A 16,275-nucleotide genomic window follows, 5' to 3' on the forward strand; every position below is an offset into this window, starting at 1 on the left:
CACGTCGATTGAGGCTGCTCGGTTCGGACTGTGTGTCACTCATTATATACATTAGGGCATCCGGTCGGATGCAATTGCGCCCCGCCATGTCTGGTCTTTAAATATTTTCAGTGATAGTCAGCGGCCAGCGTCGCCGGAACGCGACTGATCGTCGGCAGCAGTCGTCACGAGATGGGAACTGACGAGGTTTTCCGTCCCTCGGCGGAGGAGTTCCGAGACGGATTGATGAGCCATGTCGAGTTCGTCCGCGAGTTCCCGGATGGAAATCGCGCGTGGCACCTCGTAGTAGCCGAGTTCGACAGCGGTTGCGAGGGCGTCTCGTTGGCTTGGCGTCACGCTACCCGCTGTTTGACGCGGTGAACCTGGCTCGTAGATGTTCAACAGCTCGAACGTGTTCCCCTGCTCTCGCACCGTCTCCCGAAACGTATCGAACTGATCGCGGCCGACGAAGCGAATCTCCAACTCCCAGCCGTCGTCAGTCGCGTCCGCCTCGAGAATTGCCCCTTCGCGATCGACGTAGGCGGTGATCCGGTCGATGACCTCCTCGTTCCAGTCGAGATGGTAGTATCTCTCGTCGCCGAACTCGTCGGTCTCGATAACCGTATCCACGGATGGATCGGCTGCGAGCGCGTCGGTGACCGCGTCGAAGTCGTCGGCAGCGACCCACAGGCACGGCATCGTCCATTCGGTGCTGTGTGCGGCGATGCGTTCGGCTTCGATCGACATTCCTGGCACCGAATCGAAGGCCTGGTCGAGCGCGACGGCGTCAAGATCGAGTCGGACGGTAGCGATCAGCATAGCTGAGCTAGGCGTCCGAGGCTGAAGAAGGGGCAGTGAGCCAGCGGGATCGATACGCTCCGGTGACTGCTTCTCTACGACTGCACGGGATGCTCGAGGTGACTCTGAACGACGAAAATCGGGCCCCTGACTGCTGCTGAACGACCGCCCGGTCAGTCAGCCGTCGGCCTCGCCGTCGACGGGTTCCCCGTCGCTCTCCGATTCGAGGTACTCCCCGCGAATCACGAGGACCGGATCGACCGTTCGCTTAGCGAGCCGTTCGGCGCGATCCCGGAAGACGAAGCGACGGATCGACGGCCGGCTCTCGCCCGCGACGAGGAGGTCGTGCTCGGCCGCAGCCTCGAGGATGGCGTCCGTCGGCGAGTCGTCGACGACGACCGTACTGTCGATCCGATCCGCATCGACTCCCGCGGCCACCAGTTCCGAGCGCGCCTGCTCGAGTAGTTCCGCGCCCGCGTCTCGACTTGCCTCGTCGGACGCGACGTGAACAGCGTGAGCTCGAGGTCAGTGCCGGTGAGGATCGTGTGGAGCAGACGGGCAATGTGCTCGACGGTGACGTCGCTCCGGAGCGCGACGAGCACTGTCTCGAGGACGGGTGCCGGATTGAGCAGCAAGATGGCGTCGCATGATTCGTCGACGGCGACGCGTTCGAACGTCGCCAACCGGTCGTGGGTGAACGCGAGCCGCGACGTGACGTCACAGCCGGCGTCTTCGAACACTGTCCGGAGTTCCGCGAGTTCAGCCTGCGCGCGGTCGCCGTACTGGTCGCGCGCCTGATCCGGCCCGGTCTGGTCGGGGAGTTCACGATACCCAAGCAGGACGACCGGGATCGACGCGAACGCGTCGATGATCGTTTGTGGAACGGGCTGGCCCTCGAGAACGTCGACCGGAATCAACACGCGATGATCGCGAGGGTCTGGCATGGCTGGGGTTCGGTTGGTCCTCCCACGGGACGCGTGATATACCCTTGCCGGACGCGTCGGTTCGCGAACCGATACCTAATTTTCGGTGCAGCGATATCACGGCACATGGTCGAGAGTCCGTTCAACACCAACATCGAGGTCGGTGAAGTGATCAACGCCGAATCGTTCCCTGAAGCCGAGAAGCCGGAGATGACGAAACTCTGGATCGACCTCGGCGACGAGGAGATCCAGTCCGCTGGCCAACTCGATTACCACTACGACGCCGACGAACTCGTCGGTCGGCAGGTACTCTGTGCGACGAACCTGGGTTCAGTACGGATCGCCGGGTTCAAATCCGAGGCACTGACGGTCGGTGTCCCCAGCGAGGAGGGGTATCCCGTACTGGTATCGCCGGATGAGGCGGTCCCATTGGGTGGCCCGCTGTACTAATCCGTCACCGATTCGCTCCGGTCGAACCGTCTCCGAGAGCAATGATCCGAAGACGCATCACTGGACAGTGTTACTCGTTGTCTGAACCAGCGGACAGTCCTCCTCGAGAGCAGTATCATCTCTCGGTTTTCCTCGCCGGCTGTGAAGGCAGTACCGAGCCCAGGGACGGAAGTGACAGACGGAAACGGGAAGCCAACTCGAAGGCCGAGACGACGTTCGGAGCGGGGAGTTGTCGGGACCCCGATCCGGTCATTGACAGACCACTTTCACCGCGGATCCCGCAGGGTTTTTGCGGTGGAAGGACAGTCTCCGGATATGACCGAGGCGACGGGTATCGTCGGAGAGTTCTTCTCCCTGAAAGAGGAAACCGACGCCGACTTACTGGCGATGCAGTGTGGTGATTTCTACGAGTTCTTCGGCGAGGACGCCGAGACCGTCAGCGACGAACTCGATCTCAAAGTCTCACAGAAGTCCTCACACGGCTCGTCCTACCCCATGGCTGGCGTGCCGCTCGACGATCTGACGCCCTATCTCAAGGCCGTCGTCGAACGCGGCTACCGAGTCGCCGTCGCCGACCAGTACGAGACCGACTCCGGTCACGCGCGGGAGATCGTCCGCGTCGTGACACCCGGAACGCTCCTCGAGACCAGTGACGCCGACGCCCAGTACCTCGCGGCGGTCGTCGACGGTGGGATCGCCGGCGGCTCGAGCGACGGTGAATCCGAGTATGGGCTGGCCTTCGCCGACGTGACGACTGGCCGGTTTCTTGTCGCGGATGCCGCGGACGACGACGACGCGCTGACGGAACTCTACCGGTTCGATCCGGTCGAAGTCCTGCCGGGGCCTGACGCGCGGACCGACGACGAACTGCTGAACAACATCCGTGAACGGGTCGACGCCACGCTCACCCTCCACGAGACCGAATCGTTCGCGCCCAAGCGCGCTGACCACACCGTGCGCGAGCAGTTCGGCACCGAGACCGTCGACCGGCTGTCGGTCGGGGAGCCGACCATCGCAGCGGCCGGCGCGATCCTCTCGTACGTCGAGGAAACCGGCGCAGGCGTGCTCGCCTCGATGACCCGCATTCAGGCCCACCACGGCGACGATCACGTCACGATGGACGCGACCACCCAGCGCAACCTCGAGTTGACCGAGACGATGCAGGGCGAGCGCGACGGCTCGCTGTTCGCGACAATCGATCACACCAAGACCAGCGCTGGCGGCCGCCTGTTGAAGGAGTGGCTCCAGCGCCCGCGGCGCTCGCTCGCAACACTCGAGGAACGTCAGGAGAGCGTCGCTGCGCTCTCGACGGCGGCGCTCGCCCGTGACGAGATCCAGGACGGACTCGGCGAGGCCTATGACCTGGCGCGACTCGCCTCGAAGGCGACCCACGGCAGCGCGGACGCGCGGGACCTGCTCGCGGTCGGGGAGACGCTTTCGGTGCTGCCCGCGCTGGCCGAGACGATCGAATCGAATCCGGATCTGGCTGACTCGCCGCTCTCGGAGATCGTCGACCGGCCGGATTTGGACGCCGCTCGGGAACTCTGGGGGACCCTCGAGGACGCGATCGCTGAGGATCCGCCATCGACGGTAACGCAGGGGGAGCTCCTCCAGCGGGGGTACGACGACGAACTCGACGAGGTGATCGAGCGCCACGAAGCAGTCATGGAGTGGCTCGACGCCCTCGACGAACGCGAGAAGGGCCAGTATGGCCTCTCTCACGTGACGGTCGACCGGAACAAGACCGACGGCTACTACATTCAGGTTGGCAAGTCCGCGGCCGACGGCGTTCCCGACCACTACGAGGAGATCAAGACGCTCAAGAACTCCAAACGGTTCACCACCGACGAACTCGAGGAGAAGGAACGCGAAATTCTACGCCTCGAGGAACGGCGCGGCGACCTCGAGTACGACCTCTTCGAGGACCTCCGCGACGAAGTCGCCGCGCGGGCCGAACTGCTCCAGGACGTGGGGCGGGCGCTGGCGACGGTCGACGCGCTCGCGAGTCTGGCGACCCACGCGGCCGAAAATCGCTGGGTCCAGCCCGAACTGCATCGGGGCGATCGGCTCACGATCGAGCAGGGTCGCCATCCAGTCGTCGAGCAGACGACGGAGTTTGTACCCAACGACGTACGGATGGGGCCGGCGGCTGGAGCCGCCAGCCAAGAACGCGCCAGCGGACGCACAGACGGGGATCGCGGCTTCCTCGTGGTCACCGGTCCCAACATGTCCGGGAAGTCGACGTATATGCGACAGGTCGCCTGTATCGTCCTGTTAGCTCAGGTTGGCAGTTTCGTCCCCGCAAAGGAGGCTGAGATCGGGCTGGTCGACGGCATCTTCACCCGCGTCGGCGCGCTGGACGAACTCGCACAGGGGCGCTCGACGTTCATGGTCGAGATGAGCGAGCTCTCGAACATCCTCCACACCGCGACCGAGGAGTCGCTGGTCATCTTGGACGAGGTGGGCCGTGGGACGGCGACCTACGACGGGATTTCAATTGCCTGGGCCGCGACCGAGTATCTCCACAACGAAGTCAAGGCGAAGACGCTCTTTGCGACTCACTACCACGAACTGACTGGACTCGCGGAGAACCTCCCGCGCGTCGCCAACGTCCACGTCGCGGCGGACGAACGCGACGGCGAGGTGACGTTCCTCCGGACGGTTCGCGACGGCCCGACGGATCGCTCCTACGGGATCCACGTCGCCGACCTCGCTGGCGTCCCCGATCCCGTCGTCGACCGCTCGAGAGACGTCTTAGAGCGCCTGCGCGAGGAGAAAGCCATCGAGGCGAAGGGCGGGGCCTCGAGCGAGCCCGTTCAGGCCACGTTCGATCTGGGCAGCGGGACGATGCAGACGCAGGGAACGGAACAGGGACAGTCCCAGGCCCAGTCGACGTCGACCGATGGTGGTCCGACAGAGACCGAATCGGACGGGCAGGCGATCGATCCCGAGACCGAGGCCGTCCTCGAGGATTTCGAGTCGATCGACGTGAATACGACGCCGCCGATCGAACTCGTCTCGAAAGTCCAGAAGCTACAGGAGCGACTCGAGGAGTAATCGCGTGCGATGTCGGTCGACTCTCCGCTCGAGTCTGCCGAAATCGCGGTGTCGGTGATGGACGATAGCGTCTCCTCTTCCCTCCCCTTAGCTACCGATTGACACACCACGTTTCCGGTGAATGCCGACTGCCGATGCCGGAGTGGTTCGGTCGCCGTAACCTCCCGTCTGCCTGCGGATTTCACTGAATCGACTGCGGAGGTCCGCTGCGTTGTCGAGAGCGAATCCGACAGCGACCACCTTCACTTTCACTGTGCTTGGCTCCCCTTACCTTCGAGCCGCGCGTTCCATGGATACGGCAATTGCGTCGCGCTCACGACGACCGTACCGCGACGGGAGACCCCGGTCGGCGTACCACGGATCGTCCCCGTGGCGGGGCTTCGGGCGACCAGCTGAGACACATCATGTCCGACGAAACCACCACTACGAACGACGGATCGGCGAGCAAGTACGCCGGCAATCCGGACGGCAAGCGATTTACGAAGATCCGCGGGGCCGAGTACGACCGCGTCAACGAGTTCCTCAAAGACAGGACCGCGTTCACCGCGCGCGAGTGGGCGATCGCCCGCGCCTGTCAGGATTTCCGCACCCCGACGGGCGTACCGATGCAAACGGTCGGCGAGAATCTCCCTGATCTGATCCCGTTTATGGATGACACGTACTCGGGGCAGTCCGTCAGCAGTGCGAAGCATCGGTTCGATGAGAAGGTACAGAAGGCGGCGAACACGACGATGTACGGCGCACTCTCCGGGTTTTACACGGCCGACGAACTCGATGCGATCCTCTACGAAGCCGTCGAGACCGCGAAGCTCCTGATCGAAACCGAGGGCGGCACGATCGACCTCGAGACCGAACAGCGCGTCGAGACTCAACTCGCCGAGTACATGAACGAGGTTCGCGCGACGAGCCAAGCGGTCTCGGCTGAACTCGCCGCCGAGAGTGACACTGACGAGAGCGAGTCCGAAGAACGCGGGGCCGAAGCGAGCGAAACCCAAGAACGCGAGGCCGAAGCGAACGAGCCCCAAGACCGCGAGTCTGAAGCGAGCGAGGACTGAGCACCCACTCGAGCGACGGACTCGAGAGTGAGCCTGTGCGTAGCCGTGCCCGCTGGCCCGTTTAGGGGATCGTTCGAGATCGAATTGCGATCAGCACCGCTCGCATAGATCCCGCCAGTCGTAACAATCGCGGAGATCCAGTTCAATCTCGAGGCCACAGCGCTCGCAGTAGAACGCGACGGTTCGATACCCCGGTTGGAACTCCTCCCATTCACCGTGGTCGTCACATTCGATTCGAATCCCGCGTTCCGCCCCGTCGGGTACGTCGACAGTGTAGTTGCTCATGATATTGGAACGCTCCGTCTCCGAATTCGACAGTGGTCTTGACTATCGGACAGTCCTTAGCTCTTTCACCGATTTACGGGACGAATTGGATCGGTCCCGACAGAGCGGGTCGGTATCGGTCCGGCTACCCGTGAACGGATTCGGTCGATTCCCGTTCGTTGCTGTCTGCGGGGCCTGCTTCGGGGTGGTACTCCCCGATCACGACGTTCACCGCCACGCCGACCAGAAGGACGAACGCAGTGCCGTAGAGCCAGATGAGCAGGAGGATGACCGCACCAAACGTGTCGAACGTCCCAACGGTGTTCACGAGGTCCGCGTAAATCCCGAACAGCGCCTCGAGGATGACCCAGCCCGCGGCGGCGATGAGGGACCCGGGCAGGGCCTCCCGAGCCGAGACGTCCGGTTCCGGGAAGACGTAGTACATGGGGAAGAACGCGACGACTAGCCCACAGAACAGGACGAGCGGAGTCACCGCGACGACGGCGGGATGGGCCACTATTGCCAGTGTCGCCGTCGCGAAACTGACACCGGTGGTGGCGATCACGATGGCGAGAAAGACCACGATGCCGTCGACGAACTTGCCCAAAACGGAGCGCTCTCCCTCGCCGTACAGTTCGTCGAATGCAGTGTTCAACCCTCGAAAAATGCGCAGCATGCCCCATAGCAGTGAAACGATACCGATGAGCGACGCCCCGGCCCGCTTGGACGCGTGGGTCAACGCCTCGTAGACGAGCCCCTGGCCGGCGGGACTGAGGTGGTCTCGAGCTACCGCGACGATCTGCTCGGTCAGGTACTCGTTGCCGACTGCACCGGCGACGATAAAGAGAAGGAGCAAGAGCGGTAGCAGGGAGAGGAACGCGGCGTGGGCGATGCTCCCCGCCATGAACGTCACGTTGTGCTCATCGACGATGACCACAACGTCTCGAGCGACGGAGCGGATCCGTCGCAGGTCCATAGTGACCGGACGGCTGCGGTCACGAAAAGGGCGGCGCTGGCAGTCGCCGCCGTCGCCGACGCGACGGGTGTCGATTCGAGACGAACGCCGGAGTCCGGACTCGAGGCCGACGACGGCCCGATCGACGACCATCGGTAGAATTTTGATCTGGTAGGGCACCCGTTAGCACGATGCACGAAGCAGACTTCGACGTCGCGGGGCAGACCGCGATCGTCACCGGCGCGAGCCAGGGAATCGGACAGGCGATCGCGGAGACGCTCGCAGCGAACGGCGCGAACGTCGCGATCTGTTCGCGGTCGATAGATCGCGTCGGTCCGGTCGCCGAGGGGATCAACGAGGCCGAAGACGCGGGTGACGCCATCGCCGTCGAGTGCAACGTCCGCGAGCGCGAGCAGGTCCAGACTTTCGTCGACGAGACGGTCGAGGAGTTCGGCGACGTCGATATCCTCGTCAATAACGCCGGCGGGGAGTTCGTCGCACCGTTCGAGGACATCTCCGAAAACGGCTGGAAGACCATCGTCGATCTGAACCTCAACAGCACCGTTCACTGCACGCAACTCGCCGGCGAGGTCATGCGCGAGGGGTCGGGCGGCGTCATCATCAACCTCTCGAGCGTGAACGGCCAGCACGCCGCGCCCGGCGAGAGCCACTACGGCGCGTCGAAGGCGGCGATCATCCGCCTGACCGAAACGCTGGCCGTCGAGTGGGCCGAGGACGGTATCCGCGTCAACTGCATCGCACCCGGCCTGATTCAGACGCCCGGCGTCGCGGAGACGCTGGGCATCGACAGCGAGGACATGCCGCCCCGTGAGGAGACCGACCGACGCATCGGCCACGCCGAGGAGATCGCCGACGCCGTCCAGTTCCTCTCGAGTCCCGCCGCCTCGTTCATGAACGGCGAGACGATCACCGTCAAGGGCGTGCCCCGCGCCGGCAACTCGATGTCGCAGGATCTCGGCCTCGAGGACTGAGGGCGGTCACGCACTTCGCGAGCGCGCACGGATCGAGGCGGTCGCGACCCGAAACCCGCTTGGGCGGCACCGGGAAACGGATATGTCGGTCGAGTACCAATTGTCGAGTGATGATGACCGACCCGGATGTGAGCGTCGACACGTCCGCTGCCACGGGACTGTACGTCGCCACAGTCGCGATCGGTCTCGTCTCGCTGCTCGCGGTCACTGCGGGAGTCTCGAGCGACGCGATCCTCGCGCTCATCCCGACCCTGTTCACGGCCGGGGTGCTCTGTGGGACCATCGCCGCGCGTGTCAACGCCGCGTTCACGGTCCGGTTCGGTGCCCGACGGTGGCGGACCGCCATCCTCTGCGTCCCGGCGCTGGCCGTCGCGATGGGGACGGCTGCCCTCGTCGCGACCGATACCGTCTCGAGGGACTGGGTCGCCGTCGTGCTCGGCGTCTCGGTGGGTGGCATCGTCGCCTCGGCCCGGCTGCTGTCGTTGGCCACGCATGACGCCTTCGTCGGCGCGGCGATCGATGTCGGCGAATCGCTCGCGGACTGGACGTGGTTCCAGTCCGGAACCAACGCGTCCATGATCGGGACCGGCATCACGCTGTTCTCGTTCGCTATCGTACTTGTCGGTTTCACCGGTGTTACCCGACTCTCCGTCGTCCTGATCCTGGCTTCGATCACCTTCGTCGCGCTCGGGTGGGCACCAACGCTCTCGCTCCCGAGACCGGACGGCACTGCGGTCACCCTGCTTTCGGTGTCCGGGCTCGAGTACGCCCGGGCTGACGTTCACGCGTACGACGCCGGCGTCGTCGTCGGACCGCGGTTCGTTCCGTCGTACAGACGATTCATTCCCTGGAACCGGATTACTGATGTCCGGCTCACTGACGACCGACTCGTCCTCGAGCGGCGGTGGCGGCCAGATATCCGCTGTGATCAGTCGGCAATCGAGGATCTCGACACCGTCGTCGACGCCATCGAGGCGGCACGACACGGAACGGTGGGTTCCGTCGGGACGAACCCCGAGCAGCGCGAATCGTGTTCGGCACCGTAGGCGGCCGTACGACCGAATTGACGTCGATCACCAAACCACAATTTAACGACGCTCGAACACGAGTAGAAACTATGAGCGGAACGATCGGGACCAAGCGTCGATCGACGGACGAGCTGTCAGAACGGCTCCGAGCGAGGGGCACACGCCCCGCTTCCGACGGGCACAACCACGAGCGGACGGACCAATGACGACGGAACGGCAACCCCGAGACGACACCGAAATCCACCAGTTAGACGAGGACACCGTCGCGCGCATCGCCGCCGGCGAGGTCGTCGAGCGACCCGCGAGCGCGGTGAAGGAACTCGTCGAGAACAGCTTAGACGCCGACGCCGACAGCGTCGACGTCACCGTTGAGGACGGCGGCACGGAGCTGATTCGCGTCGCCGACGACGGGCAGGGTATGTCCGAGGCGGACGTCAGCGCGGCCGTCCGCGAGCACACGACCAGCAAGATCGATGGGCTCGAGGACTTGGAGTCCGGCGTCACCACGCTGGGATTCCGCGGCGAGGCGCTGCACACCATCGGCTCGGTGTCGCGGATGATTATCCGCTCGCGGCCCCGCGGTGGGGACGGCGCGGGGACGGAACTCGTCTACGAGGGCGGCGACGTCGTCTCAGTTGAGCCGACGGGCTGTCCGGCGGGGACGACTGTCGAAATCGAGGACCTGTTCTACAACACGCCCGCCCGCCGGAAATTCCTCAAGACGACCGCGACGGAGTTCGCCCACGTCAACCGCGTCGTCACCCGCTACGCCCTCGCGAACCCGGACGTGGCGGTCACGCTGACCCACGACGGCCGCGAGGTGTTTTCGACGACGGGTCAGGGCGACCTGCAGGCCGCCGTTCTGGCAGTCTATGGCCGCGAGGTCGCCTCGGCGATGATCCCCGTCGAGGCCGACAGCGACGAACTCCCGCCCGGCCCGCTCGAGTCCGTCTCAGGACTGGTCTCCCATCCCGAAACGAACCGCTCGAGTCGGGACTACCTCGCGACATACGTCAACGGTCGCGCCGTGACCGCCGACGCCGTTCGCGAGGGGATCATGGGTGCCTACGGCACGCAACTGGGCGGCGACCGCTACCCCTTTGTCACCCTCTTCCTCGCGGTGCCCGGCGACGCGGTCGACGTGAACGTTCACCCCCGCAAGCGAGAGGTGCGCTTCGACGATGACGACGCGGTCCGCCGGCAGGTTGACGCCGCGGTCGAGAGCGCCCTGCTCGAGCACGGCCTCCTTCGATCCCGCGCGCCCCGTGGCCGGTCGGCACCGGGCGAGGCGCGAGTCGATCCCGGGGATCGCGGGACCGAGAGCCAGTCGTCCGGAGAGACCGGCAGGGAGTCCCCGACCCTCGAAAGTAGTGTTGAGGCGTCGACCGCTGACGACCCAAACGACAGCGGAAACGAACCGGCGGCCCCGGATGCGGGGTCCCAAACGGGCGACCGGTCATCGACCGGTGAGTCCGCGAACGCAAGTTCTGGAACCGACTCGAGCGGCTCGGACCCTGCTGTCGACGAGCGATCCGCGAGCCCGGAATCTCGCTCGAGTCGCCCGGACGAACCGTCGACGAACGCGACCGTGTCCAGCGCCAAGGCGGAACCGAAGACGGACAGTGATGTCGCAGCCGATTCGACGGCGACGCCCGCCGACTCGAGTCGGTCCGATCCGGAACGGGACCCCGACTCGACTGCGGATCGCGACCACGGTCCCGGACACAAGTTCGACGCCGCGACCGAACAGCGGACGCTGTCCGGTGAGGCCGCGACGGGCGAGGAAACCGAGTTCGACTCGCTGCCTGCCCTGCGGGTGCTCGGCCAGCTCCGCGACACCTATCTGGTCTGTGAGACCCCCGACGGGCTCGTCTTGATCGACCAGCACGCCGCCGACGAGCGGGTCAACTATGAGCGCCTGCAGGAGGCGTTCGCGGACGACCCGACCGCACAGGCGCTCGCTGACGCCGTCGAACTCGAGTTGACCGCGGCCGAAGCGGAGGCCTTCGACCACTACAGCGAGGCCCTCTCACGACTCGGCTTCTATGCCGACCGCGTTGACGACCGGACCGTCGCGGTGACGACCGTGCCCGCAGTGCTCGAGGAGACGCTCGAGCCCGAACGGTTGCGAGACGTGCTCGCCTCCTTCGTCGAGGGTGACCGCGAGGCCGGTGCTGAGACCGTCGACGCGCTGGCCGACGAGTTCCTCGGGGATCTGGCCTGTTATCCGTCGATCACCGGGAACACGTCGCTGACGGAGGGATCGGTTGTCGACCTGCTGGCGGCGTTAGACGACTGCGAAAACCCCTACTCCTGTCCACACGGGCGGCCGGTAGTCGTCCAGTTCGATGAGGGTGAGATCGAGGATCGGTTCGAGCGGGATTATCCCGGTCACGGCGGGTAGGCCGCCACTCGAGGGTTGGTCTCGAAATCAATCGGTCTCTTTCTCTCTCGTCGTTCGTTACTCGCTGCTCGCGCCCTCGAGGCTCGGCCCGTCCGGATCCGGAGCCGCCGCACAATCGCGTCTGTAGAGCCAGACGGTACAGCCAAAGGCGATCACGCCGGCGACGGTGGCGATACCGAACGCGATCCGATAGCCGGTCTCCGAGTACACCCGGACGCCGCCGACGAGGTCGCCGGTCCAGTAGGCGTCCAGAGCTCGGCCCATCAGGGTCGGGAGGATCGCTGCGCCGAAGAAGGCCGCGGCGTTGGCCGTCCCAGTCGAGATCCCGCTCGCGCTGCTGGGGTGGCGTTCCTGGATGACCGAGTAGCCCAGAACGAACGCCCCGAGCATGATCCCGGCCAGCAGGAACACCGCGCCGACGACCGGCAGCGGCGGGTTCCCGACAACCGCGATCAGGGCGAGACAGCAGACGTAACACGCGCCGCCGGCGACCATCAGCTCGATCCGACTGTCGAGTCGGTCCGACAGCCAGCCGACCGCGGGCGGGCCGATCATCAGGCCGACGCCACCCAGCAAGGTCAGCGTCGAGGCTCTGGTCACCGAGACGTCGTAGGTCTGGACGACGTAGGGCACGCCCCACAGGCCGAAGAGCGTGATGTTCACCCCGGTCGAACAGAACAGCATGACGCTGACGACCCAGAGCCAGCGATCCCCGAGGACGCTCGAGAGGTGTCCTTCCAGCTGGGCGTTCGTGAGGATCTCCTGTCCCGGCACGCCCTCGATGCGGTCGAACCCGGCGTCGACAGGGGAGTCCCGGACGAGCGCGAACATGACGATGGCTATCGCGAGGCCGACGACGCCGAGCGCGCCGATCGTCGATCGCCAACCGAATGCCGCGACTGCGACCGCGAGCGGCGTCGTAGCGAAGACGCCGCCGAACCCAGCGACGGCGAAGGTCGCACCGCTCATCGTCGCGAACTCGTCGTCACGGTACCAGTTGGCACAGAAGCGGAGGATACAGACGAAGATCACGCTCCCGCCGAGGCCGACCAGCCCGCGTGCAAGCGTCGCTGTAAGGTAGCTGTCCGCGATCGCGAAGCCGATGACGCCGACGTTCATCACCGCCGCACCGACTGTGGCCGTTAGTCGGGGGCCGATCCGATCGGCAAGGATGCCCGACGGGATCTGCATCACTGCATAGACCCAGAAGAAGACGGCGTGTAGCGTGCCGAGTTGTGCGCCGGTCGTCCCGAACGCCGCCATGAGGTCCTCGGAGAGGACCGCTGTTGAGAGGCGGTTGACGTTAACCAGCAGGAAGAGGACCCCCATCACCGCCCACAGGACCCATCGCCGCCGGAGCGGATCACGCCAAAGTCGCATGGTAACACGACTCTTCCGCGGAGCACCGAAAAGGTTCACCAACCGGAAATAGCGGGGTCGATGCACGAGGCCGTATCGTCGGTACAGTCCGTCGCCGGGCAGTACAGGTGACCGATGTGACTTCAGACTGATCAACCGTCATGCGGTGGCGCGCACTGTCGGCTGGCCGAACGTCGCGAGGTGTGAGCCACGCGAGCACCTCGGAAAGCAAACGGTGACCGCAGGGAACCGGAAGCAGAGTGAGGCCAGCTGACGATATCGTGCGAGGTCTTTGCGAGCCTGCGAGCAAAGGCTTGTCAGAGCAAGCTCTGACAGTGGATGTGCGACCGACCGAAGGGAGCGAGCGTTAGCGCGGAACCAAAGGTTCCGCGAACCATGCGAATAGTGCGGGACCGGCGGTCCCGCATACCGTGCGAACGGGCCGTCGGCCCGTGAGCAGAGGGCGCTACGCGCCCGTGAGCAGAAATCGGCTGGGGAGGGCGTGGCGATTCCCTGTTGCCACGATAGCAGGACGCATGTCGTCGCCGTTTCCACGCTACCGCTTCGTCGTTCCAATTAGATGGCTACTGAACGACTCACTCGTCGCGGACGAACCCGATACCCTCGAGACGAACCGGTGTCGGCACTGGTAGGTGACTCGAGGCCATACCCTACCCCATGACGCCCCCTCGCGAACTCGACGGCTCAAGCGCCGGCGGGCAATTTCTTCGGACCGCGCTCGCGCTGTCGATCCTCGAGAACGAACCGGTCCGGCTGGAGAATGTCCGTGGCGATCGATCGACGCCCGGGCTCCGCAATCAGCATTTGGCGGTCCTCGAGACGATGGCGGAGCTCTGCGACGCCAACATGTCGGGTGCCGAACTAGGTGCGGAGACTGTCGAATTCGACCCAGGGAACCCGACGGGCGGAGAGTACGCCGTTGACATTGGAACTGCCGGCAGCGCGACGCTGCTGTGCAACGCCTTGCTACCGCTGGCGACGGTCCTCGAGTCCCCGCTGTCGGTGACGGTCACCGGCGGGACGGACGTGGCGTGGTCGCCGCCGCTGGACTACTTCCGCTACGTGAAGCTCCCGATTGTCCGCCGATTCGGCATCGAGGCGACTTGCGAGGTCGATCGTCGCGGATTCTATCCCGACGGCGGTGGCGAGGTTACACTTCAGCTTGAGCCCTCGCGTCCCGAGCGGATCGAGATCGTCGAACAGGGACCGCTCGAGGGACTCCGACTCTACTCGATCGAATCGGAGTCGCTGGCGGATCGCGACGTCGCCGAACGGCAGGCCGAAGGGGCACTCGAGCGGCTGGATCGGGAGCTGGCGCTCGAACTCATGGAGCGCAGCGAAATCACGGCAGAAAGCCCCTCTCCGGGCTCCGCGCTGGTGCTTCGCATCGATCACGGAACCGGCATCGCCGGCTTCTCCGCCCTCGGCGAGCGCGGCAAGCCCGCGGAGCGCGTCGGCGAAGACGCCGCGGACGCCACGAACCGATTCCTTGAGGGAACGGCCCCGGTCGACCGGCACATGGCCGACCAGTTGCTCATGTTCCTCGCGCTCGCTGGCGGCCGGGTTCGCGTGCCGGCCGTGACTGAGCACGTCGAAACGCGGTGTGAACTGCTCGAGGCGTTCGGAGTCAGGGTGGATCTCGAGGCCGGCAGCGAGACGACGGTCGTCTCGGTCGCGTCACCGCTCCGCAGTGGCGAGTAGCGTCTCGGAGGCAGTCGGGCGGATTTCACGGTGACGAGAAGGAGCCGGTTCCGTTCCGTCTTCGCTTCTGAATGGTATCGTCACAATCGAGCCACAGGAGTGACTCCGCCAGCGGGTACTCGACGGCGATCTTTCCCCGTCACCGCGATCCGTCGAGCGTGGTCGGGCGTCGATAACCGCCACAACTTATAGCAGCGCCGTCCCTTGGCCCGAGTATGGCCGACAGAGTGACTGCCGTTCACCGCAGAGCGATCCGAGGTGTCGAGCCGTGAGCCAGAGCGACATCGTCACCTTCGGAGAGACGATGCTCCGGCTGTCGCCGCCGGACAGCGAACGCCTCGAGAACGCCGACGAGTTCGAGGTACGGGCCGCCGGGGCCGAAAGCAACGTCGCAATCGCAGCGAATCGACTGGGCGCGTCGGCGACCTGGATGTCAAAAGTGCCCGAGACGGCGCTCGGACGGCGGGTCGTTGGCGAACTCCGCGGACACGGCATCGAGACTGACATCGTCTGGAGCCACCGCGGCCGTCAGGGAACCTACTACCTCGAGCACGCGGGCAAACCCCGCGGGACGAACGTGATCTACGACCGGGACAACACCGCCGTCGCGACGGCGGAGGCCCGCGAGTTCAATATCGACCGGATTCAGGACGCGAAGGTCTTCTTTACGACTGGGATCACGCCTGCGCTCTCCTCGACGCTCCGGGACACGACATTGAACCTGCTCAAAGCAGCCCGCAAGGGCGGGACGACGACCGCCTTCGACTTCAACTACCGGCGCAAGCTTTGGTCACCCGACGAGGCCAAGGAGACGCTGACGAAACTGTTCCCCGGTATCGACGTCCTCATCATTGCCGCCCGCGACGCGCGAACGGTCCTCGGATTCGAGGGCGACCCGCGACAGCTCGCACACAAGCTCGGCTCGCAGTACGAGTTCACGACCGTCGTCGTCACCCGCGGCTCGGAAGGTGCGGTCGGCTGGCACGATAGCGTCGTCCACGGCCATGACGCCTACGAGACCGAGACCATCGATCCGATTGGCACCGGCGACGCCTTCTCCGGCGCGTTCATCGCTCGCCGACTCGACGGCGACGACGTGCCGACCGCCCTCGAGTACGCCGCGGCGACCGCATCGCTCAAGCGGACGATCCCCGGCGACGTCGCGCTCGTCACCGCGGACGAGGTCGAGAGCGTCGTCAAAAACCAGGGCGAGGATATTTCGCGGTAGTTCGTCCAGGTGGTGTCAACGGTTGGGCACGACTCGAGACGGCTGCGGTGACGATTGGACG

At 65.2% G+C, this 16,275-nt stretch carries 13 protein-coding genes and 1 pseudogene; 9 read left to right on the forward strand and 5 right to left on the reverse strand.

The annotated features are described in order from the left end of the window. Window positions 1-117: 117 nt before the first annotated feature. Together K6I40_RS23350 and K6I40_RS23355 are read right to left on the reverse strand one after the other, a co-directional pair. On the reverse strand, window positions 118-798 hold the full coding sequence (locus tag K6I40_RS23350; RefSeq protein ID WP_222917181.1) for a helix-turn-helix domain-containing protein: 681 nt from the start codon (window positions 796-798) through the stop codon (window positions 118-120). A 156-nt stretch (window positions 799-954) separates the two neighbouring features. Then, a pseudogene (locus K6I40_RS23355) lies at window positions 955-1,721 on the reverse strand (universal stress protein). Window positions 1,722-1,826: 105 nt separating this feature from the next. Between K6I40_RS23355 and K6I40_RS23360 the strand changes: the two are divergent. The 3 genes from K6I40_RS23360 to K6I40_RS23370 all read left to right on the forward strand — a co-directional run bounded on the left by K6I40_RS23360 (window position 1,827) and on the right by K6I40_RS23370 (window position 6,262). Then, window positions 1,827-2,150, forward strand: a complete 324-nt coding sequence (locus tag K6I40_RS23360; protein ID WP_222917183.1) for a tRNA-binding protein — start codon at window positions 1,827-1,829, stop codon at window positions 2,148-2,150. A gap of 315 nt (window positions 2,151-2,465) precedes the next feature. After that, window positions 2,466-5,207, forward strand: a complete 2,742-nt coding sequence (mutS, locus tag K6I40_RS23365; RefSeq protein ID WP_222917185.1) for a DNA mismatch repair protein MutS — start codon at window positions 2,466-2,468, stop codon at window positions 5,205-5,207. A gap of 404 nt (window positions 5,208-5,611) precedes the next feature. Beyond that, complete coding sequence (locus K6I40_RS23370) at window positions 5,612-6,262, forward strand: DUF5806 family protein (protein ID WP_222917187.1); 651 nt, start codon at window positions 5,612-5,614, stop codon at window positions 6,260-6,262. A 90-nt stretch (window positions 6,263-6,352) separates the two neighbouring features. Here the strand turns inward: K6I40_RS23370 and K6I40_RS23375 are convergent, their stop codons facing one another. After that, window positions 6,353-6,547, reverse strand: a complete 195-nt coding sequence (locus K6I40_RS23375; RefSeq protein ID WP_222917188.1) for a hypothetical protein — start codon at window positions 6,545-6,547, stop codon at window positions 6,353-6,355. A 124-nt stretch (window positions 6,548-6,671) separates the two neighbouring features. Beyond that, a complete protein-coding gene (locus K6I40_RS23380) occupies window positions 6,672-7,463 on the reverse strand; it encodes a YihY/virulence factor BrkB family protein (RefSeq protein ID WP_255681842.1) in 792 nt (263 codons plus the stop codon). Between K6I40_RS23380 and K6I40_RS23385 the strand changes: the two genes are divergently transcribed. The 4 genes from K6I40_RS23385 (at window position 7,443) to mutL (ending at window position 11,905) form a co-directional block, all read left to right on the forward strand. Further along, window positions 7,443-7,640 (forward strand): hypothetical protein, encoded by a 198-nt coding sequence (locus K6I40_RS23385; protein WP_222920478.1) that lies wholly within the window; start codon window positions 7,443-7,445, stop codon window positions 7,638-7,640. The genes K6I40_RS23380 and K6I40_RS23385 overlap by 21 nt on opposite strands. A 32-nt stretch (window positions 7,641-7,672) precedes the next feature. Continuing rightward, window positions 7,673-8,473 (forward strand): glucose 1-dehydrogenase, encoded by an 801-nt coding sequence (locus tag K6I40_RS23390; protein WP_222917190.1) that lies wholly within the window; start codon window positions 7,673-7,675, stop codon window positions 8,471-8,473. A 110-nt stretch (window positions 8,474-8,583) separates the two neighbouring features. Then, the gene (locus K6I40_RS23395; RefSeq protein ID WP_222917192.1) at window positions 8,584-9,519 is read left to right on the forward strand and encodes a hypothetical protein; all 936 of its coding nucleotides are present in this window, start codon (window positions 8,584-8,586) and stop codon (window positions 9,517-9,519) included. Between the two features lie 184 nt (window positions 9,520-9,703). Beyond that, window positions 9,704-11,905, forward strand: coding sequence for a DNA mismatch repair endonuclease MutL (mutL, locus tag K6I40_RS23400; protein WP_222917194.1), 2,202 nt, complete (start codon window positions 9,704-9,706; stop codon window positions 11,903-11,905). A gap of 57 nt (window positions 11,906-11,962) precedes the next feature. Here mutL and K6I40_RS23405 read toward each other — a convergent pair whose 3' ends face one another. Next, complete coding sequence (locus K6I40_RS23405; protein WP_222917196.1) at window positions 11,963-13,285, reverse strand: MFS transporter; 1,323 nt, start codon at window positions 13,283-13,285, stop codon at window positions 11,963-11,965. Window positions 13,286-13,942: 657 nt separating this feature from the next. Here K6I40_RS23405 and rtcA point away from each other — a divergent pair. Together rtcA and kdgK1 are read left to right on the forward strand one after the other, a co-directional pair. Next, the gene (gene rtcA / locus K6I40_RS23410; RefSeq protein ID WP_222917198.1) at window positions 13,943-14,986 is read left to right on the forward strand and encodes an RNA 3'-terminal phosphate cyclase; all 1,044 of its coding nucleotides are present in this window, start codon (window positions 13,943-13,945) and stop codon (window positions 14,984-14,986) included. Between the two features lie 304 nt (window positions 14,987-15,290). Continuing rightward, window positions 15,291-16,214: a bifunctional 2-dehydro-3-deoxygluconokinase/2-dehydro-3-deoxygalactonokinase gene (gene kdgK1 / locus K6I40_RS23415; RefSeq protein ID WP_255682164.1), complete on the forward strand. Its 924-nt coding sequence runs from the start codon at window positions 15,291-15,293 to the stop codon at window positions 16,212-16,214. Window positions 16,215-16,275: the final 61 nt, after the last annotated feature.

This window comes from Natrinema sp. SYSU A 869, assembly GCF_019879105.1.
Taxonomy (GTDB): Archaea; Halobacteriota; Halobacteria; order Halobacteriales; family Natrialbaceae; genus Natrinema.

Coding starts and splice junctions, on each gene's coding strand:
- K6I40_RS23390 (WP_222917190.1), top strand. CDS start 7,673: ATGCACGAAGCAGACTTCGACGTCGCGGGGCAGACCGCGATCGTCACC.
- K6I40_RS23395 (WP_222917192.1), top strand. CDS start 8,584: ATGATGACCGACCCGGATGTGAGCGTCGACACGTCCGCTGCCACGGGA.
- kdgK1 (WP_255682164.1), top strand. CDS start 15,291: ATGCTCCGGCTGTCGCCGCCGGACAGCGAACGCCTCGAGAACGCCGAC.
- K6I40_RS23375 (WP_222917188.1), bottom strand. CDS start 6,547: ATGAGCAACTACACTGTCGACGTACCCGACGGGGCGGAACGCGGGATT.
- K6I40_RS23370 (WP_222917187.1), top strand. CDS start 5,612: ATGTCCGACGAAACCACCACTACGAACGACGGATCGGCGAGCAAGTAC.
- mutL (WP_222917194.1), top strand. CDS start 9,704: ATGACGACGGAACGGCAACCCCGAGACGACACCGAAATCCACCAGTTA.
- K6I40_RS23405 (WP_222917196.1), bottom strand. CDS start 13,285: ATGCGACTTTGGCGTGATCCGCTCCGGCGGCGATGGGTCCTGTGGGCG.
- K6I40_RS23360 (WP_222917183.1), top strand. CDS start 1,827: ATGGTCGAGAGTCCGTTCAACACCAACATCGAGGTCGGTGAAGTGATC.
- rtcA (WP_222917198.1), top strand. CDS start 13,943: ATGACGCCCCCTCGCGAACTCGACGGCTCAAGCGCCGGCGGGCAATTT.
- mutS (WP_222917185.1), top strand. CDS start 2,466: ATGACCGAGGCGACGGGTATCGTCGGAGAGTTCTTCTCCCTGAAAGAG.
- K6I40_RS23350 (WP_222917181.1), bottom strand. CDS start 798: ATGCTGATCGCTACCGTCCGACTCGATCTTGACGCCGTCGCGCTCGAC.